This window comes from Dyadobacter chenhuakuii, from assembly GCF_023821985.2.
In the GTDB taxonomy this organism is placed as follows: domain Bacteria; phylum Bacteroidota; class Bacteroidia; order Cytophagales; family Spirosomataceae; genus Dyadobacter; species Dyadobacter chenhuakuii.
Map to the genome: position 1 here is coordinate 5,028,371 of NZ_CP098805.1, position 17,608 is coordinate 5,045,978.

Sequence of the window (17,608 nt, forward strand, 5' to 3'; positions counted from 1 at the left end):
TTAGAATGTTGCTCTCAAATTGAAACCGTAGCTGCGTGTCGAAGGAAACCCGAAGTAGTCGAAACCTTGGGAGTTACCATTCGCATAATTCGATTCAGGATCAATGTTCGGCGTGTTCTTGAACAGAATAGCCAGGTTACGACCCACGAATGAAAGTGTCAGGTTTTGCAAAGGCGTTTTGCCAAGCAGCTTTTTAGGAAAAGAATAACCCACCGTAAGCTGTCTCAATTTGATGAATGACGCATCGTAGAGATACATTGTGGTTACAGCATTATCGCCTTCACCACCCACAGCTCCCCAGTAATTGTATGCTTCCAGAGGCGTTAATGTTTTCGTAAATGGCTTGTATTCGGTGCCTTCTTGGGTAACACCGGTCACTGTAAGTGGCTCTTCTCCTTCACGGCCTTTCAGGGAATTTTTGCTTAATCCCCATTGATCCAGTCTCATGTTCGTTCCGGAAAGAATGTCGCCGCCCACTTTGAAGTCAACCAGGAAAGAAAGGTCGAATCCTTTGTAATTGAATGAGTTGGTTACGCCGCCTGTCATCTTTGCAATACCATTTCCAATCACCTTATATCCCGCCTCACTCACCGGACGACCGTCTTTATCGAATACCGGCTGGCCATCAGGCGACATTTTTTGCACACGGCCCGTGATCATTCCAAACGGTTGGCCAACAACGTTTTTGATAAAGGCATTCCGGGTTCTTGGTTCGTCCATCACCAACTCGGTTGTTCCTTCGATCAGCGATTTTACCTTACTATTGTTTTTTGCAAGGTTTACCGTCAGGTCCCAAACCAGATTGTTGCTTTTAAGTGGCGTTGCGGATAACAAAAGCTCCAAACCGCGGTTCTGTAATTTACCCAAATTCACCGAAGTGCTTCCGAAGCCAGATGCCCGTGAAATCGTAGCATTCAGGATATCGTCCGTGGTTTGCTGATCGTAATACGTGAAGTCGATGCCCAGTTTGTTATTAAACACCCTGAAATCGATTCCAACTTCCGTCTCTGTAACTGTCAGTGGTTTTAGAGCCGGGTTAGGAATGTTTCCGCCGTTACCCATCGCCTGCGAGAATGATGCCATAGGAATGCCCAGATGCGGGTTTCCGTTCAGGGAGTAAGTCAGGTTGTTTTGATAAGCATCAATGGTAACATTGCCCACCTGCGCCCACGACGCCCTTACTTTACCATAAGACAGCCAGGATGGAAGTCCTTTGAAAGCATCAGAAAATACAAAGCTACCACCAACAGAAGGATACAAAATGCTGTTTGTTTCAGGGTTAAGCACTGAGAACCAGTCGTTTCTTGCCGTTGCCGTAAGGAACAAATAACCGCCATACGAAACTTCGGCAGATCCTAACAACGAATTAATGCCGCTTTCCTTAGGGTCATAAGTGAAAGATCTGTCTTTTACGTTGTTCAAAGCCGGGAAAAACTGAACATTAAAGCCGTTTCCGTAAACGTTTGTGTATTCATATTTTCTTCTCATCCGGTTTCCACCTGCAAATGCAGTGAAACCGAATTTGCCAAACTCCTTGCTCGCACCGATTGTATACTCTGCATTAAGCTCCGAAACGTTCCAGTTTCCAAGGTTTCTGGCGCCGCCACGCTGGTAACCGGTTCCTTCGGGTGTGAGGGACTCTGCGCGTCTGCTGTACTTGTCCAAACCAACCCGTCCCTGGATGAAAAGCCAGTCGGTGATCTGATATTTCAACTGACCGGAAGTAATAATCCTGTTTTTCTGATCCGATTTAATGAACTGATAAGCAACCCAGTATGGATTTTGGCCCCAGTTGTTGCTGGCTTGCTGCATTTCTTCTCCTACTGCTCTCGACTCGGAAACACCCCAGATGGCCAGGCTGGCTGGATCGGTGCCTGCTGGAATTGCACCCGGCTTGGCAGGATCTCCGTAATAATCAAGCACATTCTGGTCGCCCGGAATCCGCCAGATTGATTGGATCGCATTACCAGGGGAATCGGAAACATTTGGTCTGTTCTTCGCCTTTTCCTCTGAATAAAGCACTTTGGCATCGAAAGAAAGTCTTTTGCCAAATTTCGATTGCGTTGAAAGTGAAAGGTTAATCCGGTCAAACCCTGAATTAGGGATAATGGTCGTGCTTTTCAGGTTGGTAACAGATGCCCGGAAATTCTGTGTTTCATTTCCGCCTGAGAATGCCAGGTTATTGGTAAAAGCATGCCCTGTTTTCAGGTAACGGGAGAAATTGTCGCCAGCGTAGGAATATGGGTGCATTTTACCATCGAAACCGATTGCTTCGCTATTGTCAAATTTTGGTCCCCACGAATCATCACCCCAGTCATAAGCCTGCGCCTGGTTTGATGGCTTGCTTGCAACACCATTTACGTAACCCCCAGCTCCGTATGAATGTTGCAGATCAGAAAGGTCATTGAGTTTTTCGAAAACATAGTTTGAGCCGAATTCAATGCCGACGCCTTTTCTTTTCGTGCCGCGTTTTGTGGTGACGTTAATAACACCATTGGCTGCACGCGAGCCGTAAAGCGCCGCTGCATTGGCGCCTTTTAACACCGTAATGGACTCAATGTCATCAGGGTTAATACTCGAAAGACCATCTCCTTCATCAGAACCGCCCCAAAGGCCCGCTTGTCCGAAGTTGCTGTTATCCATGGGGATACCATCAATTACATAAAGCGGTTGGTTATTGCCTTGCAGCGATTTATTACCACGAATGATCACACGGGAAGATCCGGCCGGGCCAGATGCCACTTTGCTCACATTCACACCTGCAACACGTCCTGCCAAGGAATTTCCAAGGTTAGCTTCACGGGCAGCCGTCAGGTTGTTGCCACTCACTTCTGTAATGGAGTAGGCCAATGCACGCTTATCACGACTGATACCAAGTGCAGTAACCACAACTTCATTCAGGGCAGTGGCTTCTGCTGCAAGATTCACATCAAGCACACTCGCATTGACAACAATTTCTTTCGAAACATAACCAATATAGCTGAATGTCAATGTTTTCCCCTTTTCGACTGAGATGGAATATTCTCCCTTGTCGTTCGTGGTAGTTCCCCGGGTTGTTCCCTTTACCACCACGTTTACACCGGCGATTTCTCCGCCGGATGCATCATTTACTTTCCCGGATACTGTCATATCCTGTGCATAGCCCTGGAGGGCGAGCATGGAGAGCAGTACCAACACAATGTTCAGTACAAGTTTTTTCATACGCTTTCTTTTTCTGGAAAATAGGTTAATCAATTCATAACATTGGATCTTGAACAATCCGGTTCAAATATACCACTTCGAAGAGCATACCTTTATAGTTCTTTTTTATCTAAAAATAACACATTTTTGACAGTTGTTCAAGATATCAGGGCTATTTTTTTGCAGTAATATTTGCTCTAATGCCTTGTTTATCAGCATTAACCTTTAAGAAAAATTGTGAAGGCAAATTCTCCTTGCTGACACTATTTTCCAGAGTGTCGCCTTGCTATATACGTTCAAGTATTGTTTAGCCGTTTTAGTGGTAATTTCCTTGTGGCAGTCAGGTTTTTATGATTTAATGATCGGGTAACTGCCTGTACCAGGTTTTCCAGAGAACCCATGCTGAAACGGCCAGTGTGGCTGCTGCGATGGCGGTTTGTTCGGGCATGAGCAGCACCAGAAATACAGGTAAGGCGGTGATGGAAGTCTGCGCCGTGATGCCCACCACAACATTAAACATATCCCATTTGCAACGACGGTTGGGCTCAAATGATGGATCTTCCGATTTTACAGCAATGGCCACAGGTTTCCAAAATCCCCACGGGCGGACCGTTTTGTAAAATTTTTTCAATGTATCAAAATCCGTTGCGGGCGTCAGTAATGAGCCGGTTATTGCGCCAATTGTTGAAATGAGCAGGATTATTGGAAAATAAAAAAGCGGGACCGTTCCCGGGAAAATGGATGGCGCTGCCAAAGCGCAAAGGATGCCGGAGAGCATTCCCCAGAAAAAACCACTGCTATTAAACCGCCACCAATGCCATTTCAAAACATTGGAAGCAATATAACCACCAAAAAGCGCGGAAACGATCCATTGCAGAATGCTGTTGACGTCTTGCGCCAAAAAACCCAGCAAGATGCTGATCGTTACCACGGCAAGGCCCAGCAGGTAATTCATCCTGGAAATCTGCTTGTTGGTCGCTTTTGGATTAAAGGATTTTAGATAAATATCATTAACAAGGTAAGCCTGCGCAGCATTGAATGTCCCCGCAAATGTCCCCATAAAAGCGCCCATCAGTCCAACTAACACCAATCCAAGCAAGCCTGAGGGAATATAGGTGTTGAGTACAGCAGGTAGGATCCGCTCAAAATCCGTTTTGTCGGCGATTGAAATGCTGAGATCTTTATAAAATAGCAATCCGAGAACGGTGACGCCGATAATAAGCAGGTAACGCGTAGGAAGCAGCACCACATTCACGATCATGCTCATAAGGGCAGCTTCGCGAGGTGTTTTTGCCGACAGGACTTTTTGCATATCATAGCTCGGAACAGGCCCGGCCAGACTCGCCAAAATGCCCTTGGCCGTCATCAACGCAAAGAAATAACCAAAAGGTGAGAAGCCATTGGCCTTAATTTTTTCGTTCACCTCAGGAATATGCGTGCTCCAATCCAGATCCAGTTCTTTGCCAAAAAACAGGTTATTCCAACCCATCGGCACAGGCAGCGATCGGGCATCGTGTAACGCGGTCATAGCAATGACAGCGATGGCGACAGATACGACAACCATGATCGCATAATGGATCAGATCGGCCCAGACGATACTTTTCATGCCACCGAGTAGTGAATAAAAAACCGTAAACAATGTAAAAATGACGCCATAAACATGCGCCGCATATGCTGCACTAATTGTAAATGGCAAATATGGCTGGACAAAATGCCAGGGAATAAAAATTTCGATAAACTTGCCCAATCCGATAAATCCGTAGGCCATAAAACCCAGACAGCTCAGGAGCGCGAAGGCAATTATGGTCTTATGTGATGGCAACGCATTTTTTTTATCCCCAAACCGTGTGAGCATCCATTCAGCGCCCGTTGAAACATTGGATCGCCGCAACCAGATGGATAGATACACCATCATAAATATCTGATTAAAAACCGGCCATAACCACGGCAGCCAAATGCTTTTTACACCGTAAACAAACATGATGGAAACCATCCAGACGGTTCCGGAGATATCGAACATTCCCGACGCATTGGAAACGCCCAACATCCAGAACGGCATGGATCTCCCGCCAAGCATGTAATCATTTTTACTCTTTTGCGCCTGTTTTTTGAGTATGATTCCAATCACCGTTACCAGCAGCAGATAGGCAATGATGACAAGGAAATCAATCAGTTTTATTTTCATGAAGAAGGTCCGGCGTCCATGGTATTTTTATCACAGTGAATTTAGAATACTAATGACAGATTTCAATATGTAACGCCAATTCTTCCCCTTGCCCATCGCTGATTATTATCACGAAATCATTATATTTAGCACATTCTGTAACCAAGATCTGTATGAGTGAAATTTACCGTGAAATTACCCCATTGACTCAGTATGACTGCTTTACAATCTTTGACAGGAAAAAAACCGTTTTCGATTTTCCTTTACACAGCCACGATGAATTTGAGCTGAACCTCGTGCTGTCGGGTAAGGGTGTGAAGCGGATCGTGGGGGACCATACCGAGGTCATTGACGATGCGGAGCTGGTGTTGGTTGGAAATAATTTGCCGCATGGGTGGTTAACAAATGCGTATAAATGGCAGGAAGGCGTTCCCGAAGTGCAGGAGATCACCGTTCAGTTTCATCGCGACTTGTTTGACGACAAATTCCTGAAACGCAACCAGCTGTTTTTCGTCCGCTCACTGCTTGAGAAATCGTCGAAAGGAATCGCATTTTCCAGAGAAACCATTGAACGCATTACGCCCCGGCTTACAGCCCTTGTTCAAAAGAGTGGTTTTGATTCTATTCTTGAATTGATGTCTATCCTGCACGATCTGTCCGTTTCCAGAAACATGCGAACGCTTTCAAACAGCACATTTACAGGCGAAAACGTTAATTATAACAGCAGAAGAATCGAAAAAGTGTTTGCTTATATGCGCGATAATTACGACAAAGAGATCAATCTGGAAGGCATTTCCAAGCTGGCCGGCATGTCGGAAGTTTCGTTTAGTAGATTTATCAAAAAACGGACAGGCAAGACATTCATCGAAAGCCTGAATGAGATAAGGCTCGGCCATGCATCACGCTCGCTGATTAATACGACGAACACGATTTCGGAGATTGCTTACAAATGCGGGTTCAATAATTTGTCCTATTTCAACCGGATTTTCAAGAATAAAAATGGCTGCACGCCAAAGGAATTCCGCGACAATTATTCAGGGACGAGGACATTTATATAAAACAAGCCCTGTTAATGTATAAATCAAAAGGCCCGGTTAAGATCGCTTAACCGGGCCTTTTGTATAAAATATCAGAACTATACTTTCAGCATCCAGCCAAATGTATCTTCCTCTTTGCCAGTGCGTAAATCCGTCAGGTAACGCTTTACTTTATTGACAAATGAATCTTCTTTGATTTCAGGAAGAGGATAATCCACGCCTTCGTAGGCAATGCTCGCGAATGGAGAGATCACAACCGCCGTTCCAGCACCAAATGCAGCTTCCAGACTTCCGTCTTTCAGGCCGTCAATGATTTCTTTCACACTAACACGGCGTTCTTCCACCGGAATGCCCCAGTGCTGTGCAATGGCAACGATGCTTTTACGCGTGATGCCGTCTAATGTGGTTTCGGAAACATATGGCGTAACTAGCTTGCCGTCCAGGATAAACATAATGTTCATCGTTCCGGACTCCTCAATGTATGCGTGCTCGCGGGCGTCGGTCCAGATCAATTGATCGTAACCTTCCTGCTGCGCCAGTTTCGCCGGATACAATGAACCTGCGTAGTTTCCGGCACATTTGGTTGCGCCTACGCCACCTTCGGCAGCACGGATAAAATGCGTTTCCACTTTTACCCGCGGAGGCTTCGCATAATACGTGCCAACCGGGCTTGTGAATATGATAAAGTAGTAAGAATCAGATGGTTTTACGCCAATATAGGGGTCCGTTGCGAACATGTAAGGGCGAATGTATAGCGAGCAACCTTCTTGTGAAGGCACCCAGTCCGCATCCTGACGAAGCAATTCTGTAAGCCCGCTCATGAAGATTTCTTCCGGGATTGTAGGCATGCAAAGGCGTTCGGCGGATTTATTCAGACGTTTCCAGTTGTCGATAGCGCGGAAAAGAAGCACTTCTCCTTCGGCACTTTTATAGGCTTTCATGCCTTCAAAAATAGCCTGACCGTAATGCAGCGCGGCTGTTGCAGGACTTAGCGCGAGATCACCATAAGGGACGATCCGGAGGTCTTGCCATTGGCCTTCGCGATATTCGGCGATAAACATGTGGTCGGAAATGTTCCGGCCAAAAACGAGATTGTTGAAATCAACCTCTTGCAAACGTGAATTTGTTGTCTGCTGAACCTCTATTTGCAACGTGTCGGCTGTCATAATGCCAAAAATTTAGATTGCGGATATTGTTTTTTGAGGAAGTTTTGCGGCTTTCCTAAGTCTCGCAATTTAAAAAAATAAATCAATAATCAACAGATATTTAGTATAACAATTATTTTTTTGGAGCGACCCTCGGTTTCCACGTAACTTCCTCAATTTCCAGCTCATAAGTCATGGCGCGGCAGAGCATAAATAAATAATCCGAAAGCCTATTCAGGTAACGAACGACGATATCCTCAACCTCTTCTCCCTGCTGCAAATGGATCACCGCCCGCTCAGCCCGTCGGCAGACAGTCCGCGCAATGTGCCCAAACGAAACCGACGGATGTCCGCCTGGCAGGACAAATGCTCTCAAAGGTGGAATTTGCGAATCAATCACATCCATTTCAGTTTCCAGTAAGGTCACGTCCGTATCCAGCAAATCAGGCAAAACCCGCTTCACCTGATCCGATTCCGAAGCCAAATGCGATCCAATCGTAAAAAGCCGGTCCTGAATTTCCTTTAAAAGATCACGGCGATGCTCGTTCACCGACTGATCGCGGAGCATGCCGATATAACTATTCAGCTCATCCACAGTTCCATAAGCATCAATCCGCACATGGGCCTTACTCAACCGCGTCCCGCCAATCAGCGACGTGGTTCCTCTGTCACCTGTTTTGGTGTATATTTTCATTTTTACTCATTTCAAATATTTCCTGAAGCGTATAATTTTTCGCATTAGGATCTAATAATTCCTTTTCAATTGCCTTCATCTCCGCCTTCGTATGCTGATTTCGGATTACAGCGATTGTCTTAGTTTTTCGCTCTTTCATGATAAAGTCGTCTAGTTTGTGTATTTGCAGGCCAGCTGCTTATAGGTCGGATTTTTCCGTTATTGACAGTGAAGATAACAACATTAATTCTTCCTAAGTTGCTTAAACCGATAGCTCTGTATCTCTGCTCGGCAGCAACATGGTTGCCTTTTCGGTAGATTACAAATGGATCTAAAAAACGCTTTCTACTTCACTTATGGTATTTTCTCGACTTGGATAGTCCTCTATAACATGTTTAATATTATGGCTATCCCATTCAAATTCAATCATCAAAATGTATATAGTGTGTAATAAGAAATGCCAACTTTCAAAGGTAACATTTATAATCATTAACGTTCCCAATTAGGTTTTAGAAACTCCCCAACCTAATTTTGCAGCCAAATTTACTATGGCAAAAAAACCTCTTGAAGGTTACTGATTCATGAAAGTTACAACATTTGGTATAAAAGTATGGCGCTGGTTGTCGTTGGTCCTGGTTATTGGTGCGCTCGTATGGACTTATTCGGTTTTTCCGCAGACGGTTGCTGTTGATTTCTCAGACAATGGTTTGGCGGAAAAATATCTTGAAAAAGAACACATTTTTTACATCGTAATGGCGCTCTTTCTGCTTAATAATGTGCTGATAACCGGCCTTGCGCGACATATTCCCAATGTGGATCCGATGCACCTGCCTATTCTGAACAAAAAAGTCTGGGCGCAGCACCGCGAAGAGTTGAATGAGCATTTGATCAACTGGCTTTACTGCCTCGTTGCGGTCATCAATACGATCATTGGGATGAGCCTTTTTGCCCTCGCAACCATTAACAGTCAGCAATATAAGCTTGACGTTTTCGATTTTTCGTGGTTGTATTATGCTGGCTTGGGATTAATGATCATTGTTTTTCTTCTGCCTCTCCGGCTTTTGTGGACGCCAGCTCCTGAGGACAAATTGTAAAAGGGAAAATGAAAGAGGAAGGATCCAAAGGCAGCGAAAATTGGCAAAATGACTGGCTCAAAGCGGCAGAATCGATTCGTTTGGAAGACTATTCATATGATCTGCCTGACGAAAGGATTGCGAAATATCCGTTGGATAACCGGGATCAATCGAAGCTTTTAATCTATAAATCCGGCGAAATCGCGCACAAGCGTTTTACGGATTTGCCTGAAAATCTCCCTGCAGAAACGCTTCTCGTTTTTAATGACACCAAAGTAATTCCCGCAAGGGCTTATTTTGAAAAGGAAACAGGAGCCGTTGTTGAAATTCTCCTGCTGCATCCTGAGCTGCCGACGCGCGTGATTAATGATGCGATGTTGGTGAAAAATTCCTGCGTTTGGGAATGCATGATCGGGAATAAAAAGCGCTGGAAGTTAGCCGATACATTGACAACAGAAATCAGCATTAATGGTCAGCTTGTTGTTTTGAGTGTTAAATACGAGGATTATGAGCGAAACTTGGTTCTGCTTAATTGGAATGGAGATTGTGTTTTTCTTGACATTGTAAAAGCTCTTGGCGAAATTCCATTGCCACCTTATCTGAACCGCGACACTGAGGCACGCGATTCAGAAACTTACCAAACCGTTTACGCCCATCACGACGGCGCAGTCGCAGCGCCAACCGCCGGCCTGCATTTCACGCCGGAGGTTTTTGAAAAACTCCAATCAAAAGGTGTTAAGAGATCTTTTCTCACCCTTCACGTTGGCGCAGGGACATTCCAGCCAATCAAGGTAAGCTCCGTAACCGAGCATCGGATGCATTCGGAGCAGGTTGTTTTTACCAAACAATTGGTTAACGATTTGCTTGAAAACTTGGAAATGATCATTCCGGTCGGCACTACATCATTGCGGTCTTTGGAAAGTTTGTATTGGTTCGGTGTAAAGCTCTATCGCCAGGAGACGACTGATTTTTTCATAGAAAAGCTTTATCCCTATCCTTTCGAAGAAAAGGATCTTCCATCTGCAAGCGAAGCATTGCATTCAATTTTAGCTTTCATGGAGGAACAAAACACCGACCACATTGTAGGTGAAACCGAAATCTTCATCTTCCCCGGCTACAAATTCCGCCTTTGCAAGGCCATAGTAACCAATTTTCACCAGCCAGGCTCCACGCTCATTCTCTTAGTTGCCGCGCTTACCGGGCAAGATTGGAAACGCATTTACGCTGAGGCTTTGGAGAATGATTATCGGTTTTTGAGTTATGGGGATTCTTCGTTGCTGTGGCGGAAGGATTAAGTGCAATTTGAAAATGCTCGAATTTTGATGTAATTTGTTTTGAAAAATCAACCAATATGGGACACGCACAAATTTCAGAACAAAAATACACCGTAGCCGAATACCTGGAAATGGAGGAGAAAAGCGAAATCCGTCATGAATTTTACGATGGAGAGATTTTCGCCATGGCAGGAACGACTATGAATCATAATGATATCGTAGACAACGTTCGGTCACTGTTGAAAAGCGTTTTTGTTCCAAAGGGTTGCAGAGTTTTCTCAGAAAATATCAAGGTTGAGGCTGTCCCAAATTTTTTCTATCCTTATCCTGACGTGATCGTCACTTGTGCAAAAGAGGACGTGAACGGAAAATATATCGTCAAGCATCCGAGCATTCTGGTTGAAGTTCTTTCTAGAACTTCTGCGATCTATGACCGCGGTTTTAAGCTGAGAATGTACAAAGGAATTCCCTCACTACAATATTACATGCTAGTGTCTCAAAACGAATTTTATGTCGAGCTTTTCACTCGCACTGAGCAGAAAGATATTTGGACGTATCAAACATTTGATCAGCCAAGCGACATTATCAATTTCGAATTGCTAAATTTTAACATAACACTTTCAGGCATTTACGAAAACATCGTTTTCATTCCTGATGAAGAGATTGTTTAAATCACTTCACCCCAACAACCTCGCTCATCTTCGAAACGCTATTCTCATTAAACGCCTCAATAGCAAAGTAATAAGGCACGCCCACATTCAATGCCCTTAACTCAAATGTATTCGGCTCATCATTCCAAAACTGGTAAGTCTGATACAATTTATCCGGCGCGATTCCCCAGAGCACATTATAGCCAATTACTCCCGGCACTTTTTCCCATTTTAAGTCTGCATTTCTAGTGTCTTTTTGGAGAATGGCTGAGAAGTTTGCGGGCGTTTCAGGCGCTTTTCCAAATCCATTTCCAAAAACACGGAATTCGCTGATCGCCAGACTGGGTGAAGCAACATATATATGCTCATAGCGAACATAGCGTGCTTTTACCGGTTTGGCCAGCTCAATGTAGGCGCACGGGCGATCACGTTTGGGCTCCTGCGTGAGGTCGCTTACAACGTCCCATTTCTTGCCATCAACCGAAGTCAAAATTTTAAATTGTGTGTAAACGACTTCTGGCTTGTTGTCGAAAATGTCTGATTTGTAATCTGAATAATTGACTTGGATTGCTTTGATTTCCTGTTCTTTTTGCAGATCAATGGTCAGCGTTTCACCGGGTTTGTTTTGTTTGGCGACCCAGAAAGTTCTGGGGTTTTCGTCGGTGATTTTTGCGGCGGACATGGTGTCCATAACGGACGATGCCGTGACAGGTTTTTTGTAGGAAAGCAGCATCCAGCCTGTGAAAAGTTCATCGCCTTTGCCTTCCCACTTTTTGGTTGTCATTTTGTGCGGAAAGTCGCCGAACCGGGTGTTGGCGAACATTTGTCCGTCTTTGTCGAAACCGGCTGCATATCTTACAATCCTTCGTTCCATGCCCCAATTGTAGCCGATCCATGACGTTCCGGTGTTCCAGTAATTGCCAAAATTATCCTGAAATGTATTCCCATGCCCGGCACCGGTCGCGAAGCCGCCGGGCTTGTAGGAAACCGGGTTGTAAGGCGCATAAGTGAATGGCCCGAGCGGGTCATCGCCGACGTAAGTGCCATTGGCGTAAACATTATATTCCGTGCCAGGCGCGCCGTATTGCAGGTAATATTTGCCATTATGCTTGGTCATCCAGGCGCCTTCCGTGAATGGTTTGAATGGATCGGAATGGTTCGGGCCGAAGCGTTCCCAGCCGTGCTCGTATTGATTTAACCAAAACATGGCCTTATACTGATCCTTGAAAGCCAGCTTTTTGCTGTGGTCAAGCTCCGCGCCAAAAATCGGATAGACATTCGATGAGCCCCAATACATAAACCATCTGTCGGTGTCTGGATCGTGGTAAATGGCCGGATCCCACGGCCCAATGTCCTTCGGCAGGCGCGGCGTCCAGCGGTTATAAAATTCCCAAATTCCCTTCTCTGGTGCAACGGAATAGAGGATAGGCCGAGATTCGAATGTCGATTGGAACAAAAAAAGCGTGTCACGAACAGAAACAGCCGCCGGTGCGCACATATCCTCGAAAGGCCAGCGGTTGGCAGTCAGATATTTCCAGTTGATCATGTCTTTAGAATGCCAGTAACCGCCCTGAATCGTCACAAACATGTAATAATCACTGCCTTTTCCCGAAACTTTATGATTAATGATCACCGGATCAGCGCCGGAACGATAACTTATTTTTTCATTCAACTGCTCAAAATTGTATTTGTAATCAATGTCCATCGGGTTGCAATAGGTCGTTTGTGCAACGGCAGACTGGAAAATGAGGACAATAAATGCGCAGGAAATGGCTTGTAAAATATTTCTGATCATTAGTATGTGAGATTTGAATGCAGGAAAATCTTTTAATCATGCTAAAATAGGCACTTTCCCGGTAAACCGATAACGTTTACCTTTGCGCTTCGATTTTGAAATAAGAAACACCATTTATAATGACGATTGATTTTGTTGAAGAACTGCGCTGGCGCGGAATGCTTCATGATATGATGCCCGGAACGCATGAGCAACTGAAAAAAGAAATGACGGCTGGCTACATCGGTTTCGATCCAACGGCCTCGTCGTTGCACATCGGTAACCTGGCTACGATCATGCTTTTGGTTCACTTTCAACGTGCTGGCCATAAGCCATTTGCATTGATCGGCGGCGCAACGGGAATGATCGGCGATCCGTCGTTTAAGGCATCTGAACGGTCGTTTTTGGATGAAGATACATTGCGCATTAATCAGGAAGGCATTCGCAAGCAATTGGAACAATTCCTTGATTTTGACTGTGGTGAGAATTCAGCTGAAATGGTTAATAATTATGATTGGTTCAAGGACATTGGCTTTCTACAATTCCTGCGTGAAGCTGGTAAGTTTCTGAGCGTCAATTATATGATGTCTAAGGACTCAGTTAAAAAGCGTTTGGAAACGGGAATTTCATTCACAGAGTTTTCTTACCAATTGCTGCAAGGCTACGATTTTTATCATTTATACAAAAACAAGAATATCCGTTTGCAAATGGGCGGCTCCGATCAATGGGGCAACATTACAACCGGAACCGAAATCATCCGTCGCAAAGAAGGCGACGAAGAAGGTTATTTCAAAGCATACGCATTAACAACGCCACTTTTAACTAAATCCGACGGTTCGAAATTTGGCAAAAGCGAAGGCGGAAACATTTGGCTGGACGCTGAGAAAACGTCTCCATACGAGTTTTACCAATTCTGGCTCAACCAAGCCGATGAGGATTTGCCGCGTTATCTGAGGGTTTTTTCTTTCAAAAACAAAGAAGAAATCGAAGCATTAGAAACCAGCCACGCCGCCGAGCCCCATTTGCGCATCATGCAAAAAGCATTGGCATCCGAACTCACAATCCGAATCCACTCAGAACGCGCATATCAAACCGTTTTGAAGGCATCAGAAGTGTTATTCGGCAAAGCAACATTGGAAACATTGCAAAGCATCGAAGCCGACGAATTCGACACCATCTTCGCAGGCGTGCCCCAAACGGAGATCACAAAGGCCGAATGGAGCGAAACGGCCAACATTACGGATTTGATTTCAACGGTTACCAAATCCGAAATTTATGCATCAAAAGGTGAGGCTAGGAGAGCGATTCAGCAAAATGCGGTGAGTGTCAATAAGGTAAAAGTGACTTCTGCTGAGCAGGTTTTGAGTGATTTTAGTTTGCTGCAAGACCGGTTTTTGTTGATTTCGAAAGGGAAGAAGAATCACTTGGTTAGGGTTGTTTAACGATTTTGAAACATTCTTTAAAGACTTTCTGGGCTCGTCCTGGGAAGTCTTTTTTTTGCTCAACTAACTTCTTTCAAGCAGCCTTCCAATTTAGAAAGTAATGTTGCGACGCGAAGTTGATTCGTGATGTTCACCCGCATTTCCGGTGTAATGGAATTGAGGTTTTCTGTAAACAGGATGCTTTCAATGTTTTGATTCAGTGATGCTATTATTTCGCTTGCTTTGTCGGTTTGGAAGAATTCTTTGAGGATTGTTAGGTGATCCGGCAATGTTCTGTTGTCTGTTTGAGAAGTGTTTATCATGGGCAATTTGTATTTATGAATTTGTTGTATTTTACGACAAGTTGTGATCAAAAAAAATCATTTCGGCTTGTAGTTAACAATAGTCTTAACTTCTATATCGCCAAAATCCTCCAAGATTTCTCTCATCCGTTTTTCAGTAATGCTTCCTCCATGCGTATAATCTCGCCAAGCATATGTTAGTCGTCCCTTTTTCTGCTCAGGAGGAAGATTTTTGTAAACGTTTTCAAGAAACCACTTAAAAGCTTCGTCAATTGACGAAAATGATTTCATATTCAAATGTAAATCAACTTGTCGAAAAATACAACAAACTCATTTTGATTTAGTATTTAGCAGGCTCCGCCGAAGCTGAACACCAAACCGAATCATACTGCTAGAAACAGGGAATCACACCGGGATTTATGTAAGTTTTTCTGCACAAGCGGCGCGGCTAGAATTTTGCGACTAGTCGCGGAACGATACAATATTGGTAGAAAAGTGTGTTACATCCCTCCGGGATTTGGATAGATTCGATCGCGCTTTTTTTCTACCAAGATCACATCCCTCCGGGATTTTGTTGATGTTATTTTTCTACCAATATTCTAATTCCACTGGGATTGTTGAAAGTTTTTTGCACAAAGGGCGTGTTAAGAATTTCGCGATTAAATCGCAGAGCAATGCAACATTGGTAGAAACGTGTGTTACATCCCTCCGGGATTTGGATAGATTTGATCGCGCTTTTTTCCTACCAATATCACATCCCTCCGGGATTTTGTTGATATTCTTTTTCTACCAATATTCTAATTCCACTGGGATTGTTGAAAGTTTTATGCACAAAGGGCGTGTTAAGAATTTTGCGATTAATCGCAGAGCGATGCAATATTGGTAGAAAAGCGAGTTACATGCATATGAAAATCCCGGAGGGATGTAACGGCATGCAAGCTGTTCCAATGCCTCCGGAATTTTCATTAGCTTACGTTCCGGAGGAACGAACTGTTTATAGGATAACATTTATATAGGGGGCGCGACTCCGCTAGCAGTCTCCTTGCTAAATATCAGCCGATCCAGTCAGGCTTACTCATAACTCAACATCCCTGTTCCCGAAAGAACGGGAACCGTAAATCATAGCATTTAACTCGTCTCCTGTTTCTGGTCCTTCCCAGCTTCCGGCAATTTTGTCTAACAGTGCTAATGATTCAGCTTTAGTGAGGCGTTGTTGAGTGATTTCTGAAGTTATAAGTCCGAGGCGATTAGCAATTTCTTTCACAAGAAAAATGTCTGCTTCTTTATGTCCCTCGATAGTTAGCTTATGTGTCATAATGTGCATTTAGTTTATGTAAATTATCAACTTGGCTTGAACTCACCACAATTTCGGAGTTATCAAAGAAATCTTTTCCAAAATTCGCAACGCTATAAAAGCAAAAAGTTCACCCTGAGCGCCCTGTGCTAATGGGAAGGGGGGTGAACGTGTTGATGCGAAATTAAATAATTCTAACTCTTCCCAGTAAAACTGTTCAAAACCGGCGCAGCCGTCGGGTTATACTGATAGGACTGCCAAGTGTTATCCTCATAAATCTCTACAATCCGGTAACCTTTATAAGTCGTTCCCCAATTGCCGCCGAAGTGGCCGTCGAAGAAGTAGGGTTTTTTGCCGTAGATTTTGGTGCTGTCCTGGTCGTGGTCGTGGCCGTTGAAGATGGCTTTGATGTTGGGGGTGTTTTCGAAGAGGTCGATGACTTCCTTGCATTCGATTCCATTCACGGTCCATTTGGCGGGGGTGATGTGCAGGAATACGAAAATGCCTTTTTTGTCTTTGTGTTTAGTGATTTCGTTTTTTAGCCAAGTTGCGTCGGGGCACACGTATTCGCCTTTTTCGTTGGACGTGTCGCCGATGATGAACGCGTATTCGCCTTTTGCAAAACTGTGATTTGTGGGATAACCCCACGTGCTTTGCCACACATCCAGGCCAACCTTATCATGATTGCCGCGGCTTACATAAAACGGCACGCTGAGGTTGCTGATTGTGTTTTTGAAATCATATAACAATGTCGGGTCGTCGTGAATAAGGTCGCCGTTGAAGAATAGGAAATCAACGCCTTTCTGCATTTTTTCCCGATTTACCCAGCTGATCAAATCCGTGTGGAATTGCTTGAAATCGGTGTTTGGCTGGCCGTAATGTCCGTCGGAGGCAACGATGAACCGCATGGAAATTCTTGCGGGAATGTTGTTTTCTGCTGGTTTTGATATAAATGAAAGGCCTGGCAATGCGGGTAAAAGTTTGAGAAAAGAGCGGCGTTTGAATGTCATAGAATCGTTCAGGTTTAGGTCGTTCGGGGTGTTTTTATTATTCCAAAAATAGTTATTCGCGAATGATATTTTCTTTATTCTTGCACCTTGTTAAGAATATTTAATATAAAATTCTATTCATGGATCGCCTAATCCTGCAAAAAGCTGCTTCTTATTGTGCTTACCAGGAAAGAACCCAAGATGAAGTGCGCCAACGCCTTAAAAAGTGGAATGTGTGGGGCGATGAGGCCGACGAGCTCATTGCAGAGCTGATTTCCATGAATTATCTGAGTGAAGAACGCTTCGCGAAAACTTATGCGGGAGGAAAATTCCGGATCAAAAATTGGGGCCGGATGAAGATCAGGCAGGAGCTGAATCGGCGTGGGTTGAGTCAATATAGCATTGAGAAGGGAATGGGGGAAATTGAGGATAAGGCTTATTTGGAGGGGCTGAAAACGCTTTTAGAGAAGAAGAGGATTTTGCTTTTGAAAACAGAGAATGATCCTTTTAAGCTGAAACAGAAATTGGTGAGGTTTGCTCTGGGGAAGGGTTATGAGAGTGAGTTGGTTTGGAGACTGGTTGAGGAATTGCTTGCCTGAAAGCTTGTCAGCCTGAACCTAAAAGCCTGTCAG

The 17,608-nt window shown here is 44.4% G+C and carries 16 protein-coding genes; 6 read left to right on the forward strand and 10 right to left on the reverse strand.

Annotated features, from left to right (window positions below; genetic code table 11):
• Entirely contained in the window at positions 1–3,201 is a 3,201-nt protein-coding gene (locus NFI80_RS21005; RefSeq protein ID WP_235161502.1) for a SusC/RagA family TonB-linked outer membrane protein, read from the reverse strand.
• 334 nt (positions 3,202–3,535) lie between these two features.
• Positions 3,536–5,365 carry a sodium:solute symporter family protein gene (locus NFI80_RS21010; protein ID WP_235166196.1) on the reverse strand — a complete coding sequence of 610 codons (1,830 nt, stop codon included), beginning with the start codon at positions 5,363–5,365 and terminating at the stop codon, positions 3,536–3,538.
• Between the two features lie 152 nt (positions 5,366–5,517).
• Between NFI80_RS21010 and NFI80_RS21015 the strand changes: the two genes are divergently transcribed.
• Positions 5,518–6,402, forward strand: a complete 885-nt coding sequence (locus tag NFI80_RS21015) for an AraC family transcriptional regulator (RefSeq protein WP_235166198.1) — start codon at positions 5,518–5,520, stop codon at positions 6,400–6,402.
• A 77-nt stretch (positions 6,403–6,479) separates the two neighbouring features.
• On the opposite strand, the gene NFI80_RS21020 is transcribed toward NFI80_RS21015, so the two are convergent.
• The 3 genes from NFI80_RS21020 to NFI80_RS21030 all read right to left on the reverse strand — a co-directional run bounded on the left by NFI80_RS21020 (position 6,480) and on the right by NFI80_RS21030 (position 8,359).
• The gene (locus NFI80_RS21020) at positions 6,480–7,547 is read right to left on the reverse strand and encodes a branched-chain amino acid aminotransferase (RefSeq protein ID WP_026632376.1); all 1,068 of its coding nucleotides are present in this window, start codon (positions 7,545–7,547) and stop codon (positions 6,480–6,482) included.
• A gap of 112 nt (positions 7,548–7,659) precedes the next feature.
• On the reverse strand, positions 7,660–8,220 hold the full coding sequence (locus NFI80_RS21025; RefSeq protein WP_235166199.1) for a cob(I)yrinic acid a,c-diamide adenosyltransferase: 561 nt from the start codon (positions 8,218–8,220) through the stop codon (positions 7,660–7,662).
• Positions 8,195–8,359 carry a hypothetical protein gene (locus NFI80_RS21030; protein ID WP_235166201.1) on the reverse strand — a complete coding sequence of 55 codons (165 nt, stop codon included), beginning with the start codon at positions 8,357–8,359 and terminating at the stop codon, positions 8,195–8,197. The genes NFI80_RS21025 and NFI80_RS21030 overlap by 26 nt, the downstream gene beginning before the upstream one ends.
• 421 nt (positions 8,360–8,780) lie before the next feature.
• Between NFI80_RS21030 and NFI80_RS21035 the strand changes: the two genes are divergently transcribed.
• Genes NFI80_RS21035 through NFI80_RS21045 form a run of 3 tightly spaced genes read left to right on the forward strand, consistent with a single transcriptional unit; the run spans position 8,781 to position 11,217 of the window.
• Positions 8,781–9,293, forward strand: a complete 513-nt coding sequence (locus NFI80_RS21035; RefSeq protein WP_235166202.1) for a hypothetical protein — start codon at positions 8,781–8,783, stop codon at positions 9,291–9,293.
• Between the two features lie 8 nt (positions 9,294–9,301).
• The gene (locus tag NFI80_RS21040) at positions 9,302–10,567 is read left to right on the forward strand and encodes an S-adenosylmethionine:tRNA ribosyltransferase-isomerase (RefSeq protein WP_235166203.1); all 1,266 of its coding nucleotides are present in this window, start codon (positions 9,302–9,304) and stop codon (positions 10,565–10,567) included.
• Positions 10,568–10,623: 56 nt separating this feature from the next.
• Positions 10,624–11,217: a Uma2 family endonuclease gene (locus NFI80_RS21045; RefSeq protein ID WP_235166204.1), complete on the forward strand. Its 594-nt coding sequence runs from the start codon at positions 10,624–10,626 to the stop codon at positions 11,215–11,217.
• A gap of 1 nt (position 11,218) precedes the next feature.
• Here NFI80_RS21045 and NFI80_RS21050 read toward each other — a convergent pair whose 3' ends face one another.
• Positions 11,219–12,991 carry a discoidin domain-containing protein gene (locus tag NFI80_RS21050; RefSeq protein WP_235166205.1) on the reverse strand — a complete coding sequence of 591 codons (1,773 nt, stop codon included), beginning with the start codon at positions 12,989–12,991 and terminating at the stop codon, positions 11,219–11,221.
• A gap of 125 nt (positions 12,992–13,116) precedes the next feature.
• Here NFI80_RS21050 and tyrS point away from each other — a divergent pair, with 125 nt between their 5' ends.
• Positions 13,117–14,412 carry a tyrosine--tRNA ligase gene (tyrS, locus tag NFI80_RS21055; RefSeq protein ID WP_235166248.1) on the forward strand — a complete coding sequence of 432 codons (1,296 nt, stop codon included), beginning with the start codon at positions 13,117–13,119 and terminating at the stop codon, positions 14,410–14,412.
• 59 nt (positions 14,413–14,471) lie between these two features.
• Here tyrS and NFI80_RS21060 read toward each other — a convergent pair whose 3' ends face one another.
• From NFI80_RS21060 to NFI80_RS21075, 4 genes are all read right to left on the reverse strand, one after another.
• Entirely contained in the window at positions 14,472–14,714 is a 243-nt protein-coding gene (locus NFI80_RS21060; RefSeq protein WP_235166206.1) for a hypothetical protein, read from the reverse strand.
• A 57-nt stretch (positions 14,715–14,771) separates the two neighbouring features.
• On the reverse strand, positions 14,772–14,984 hold the full coding sequence (locus tag NFI80_RS21065) for a hypothetical protein (RefSeq protein ID WP_235166208.1): 213 nt from the start codon (positions 14,982–14,984) through the stop codon (positions 14,772–14,774).
• Between the two features lie 784 nt (positions 14,985–15,768).
• Positions 15,769–16,008 carry a hypothetical protein gene (locus tag NFI80_RS21070; RefSeq protein ID WP_235166210.1) on the reverse strand — a complete coding sequence of 80 codons (240 nt, stop codon included), beginning with the start codon at positions 16,006–16,008 and terminating at the stop codon, positions 15,769–15,771.
• Between the two features lie 173 nt (positions 16,009–16,181).
• Positions 16,182–16,997, reverse strand: a complete 816-nt coding sequence (locus tag NFI80_RS21075; protein WP_235166215.1) for a metallophosphoesterase family protein — start codon at positions 16,995–16,997, stop codon at positions 16,182–16,184.
• Between the two features lie 119 nt (positions 16,998–17,116).
• Here NFI80_RS21075 and NFI80_RS21080 point away from each other — a divergent pair, with 119 nt between their 5' ends.
• The gene (locus tag NFI80_RS21080) at positions 17,117–17,575 is read left to right on the forward strand and encodes a regulatory protein RecX (protein ID WP_235166217.1); all 459 of its coding nucleotides are present in this window, start codon (positions 17,117–17,119) and stop codon (positions 17,573–17,575) included.
• Positions 17,576–17,608: the final 33 nt, after the last annotated feature.

Coding starts and splice junctions, on each gene's coding strand:
- NFI80_RS21060 (WP_235166206.1), bottom strand. CDS start 14,714: ATGATAAACACTTCTCAAACAGACAACAGAACATTGCCGGATCACCTA.
- NFI80_RS21015 (WP_235166198.1), top strand. CDS start 5,518: ATGAGTGAAATTTACCGTGAAATTACCCCATTGACTCAGTATGACTGC.
- NFI80_RS21070 (WP_235166210.1), bottom strand. CDS start 16,008: ATGACACATAAGCTAACTATCGAGGGACATAAAGAAGCAGACATTTTT.
- NFI80_RS21075 (WP_235166215.1), bottom strand. CDS start 16,997: ATGACATTCAAACGCCGCTCTTTTCTCAAACTTTTACCCGCATTGCCA.
- NFI80_RS21030 (WP_235166201.1), bottom strand. CDS start 8,359: ATGAAAGAGCGAAAAACTAAGACAATCGCTGTAATCCGAAATCAGCAT.
- NFI80_RS21045 (WP_235166204.1), top strand. CDS start 10,624: ATGGGACACGCACAAATTTCAGAACAAAAATACACCGTAGCCGAATAC.
- NFI80_RS21040 (WP_235166203.1), top strand. CDS start 9,302: ATGAAAGAGGAAGGATCCAAAGGCAGCGAAAATTGGCAAAATGACTGG.
- NFI80_RS21010 (WP_235166196.1), bottom strand. CDS start 5,365: ATGAAAATAAAACTGATTGATTTCCTTGTCATCATTGCCTATCTGCTG.
- NFI80_RS21020 (WP_026632376.1), bottom strand. CDS start 7,547: ATGACAGCCGACACGTTGCAAATAGAGGTTCAGCAGACAACAAATTCA.
- NFI80_RS21035 (WP_235166202.1), top strand. CDS start 8,781: ATGAAAGTTACAACATTTGGTATAAAAGTATGGCGCTGGTTGTCGTTG.
- NFI80_RS21080 (WP_235166217.1), top strand. CDS start 17,117: ATGGATCGCCTAATCCTGCAAAAAGCTGCTTCTTATTGTGCTTACCAG.
- NFI80_RS21065 (WP_235166208.1), bottom strand. CDS start 14,984: ATGAAATCATTTTCGTCAATTGACGAAGCTTTTAAGTGGTTTCTTGAA.
- NFI80_RS21005 (WP_235161502.1), bottom strand. CDS start 3,201: ATGAAAAAACTTGTACTGAACATTGTGTTGGTACTGCTCTCCATGCTC.
- NFI80_RS21050 (WP_235166205.1), bottom strand. CDS start 12,991: ATGATCAGAAATATTTTACAAGCCATTTCCTGCGCATTTATTGTCCTC.
- NFI80_RS21025 (WP_235166199.1), bottom strand. CDS start 8,220: ATGAAAATATACACCAAAACAGGTGACAGAGGAACCACGTCGCTGATT.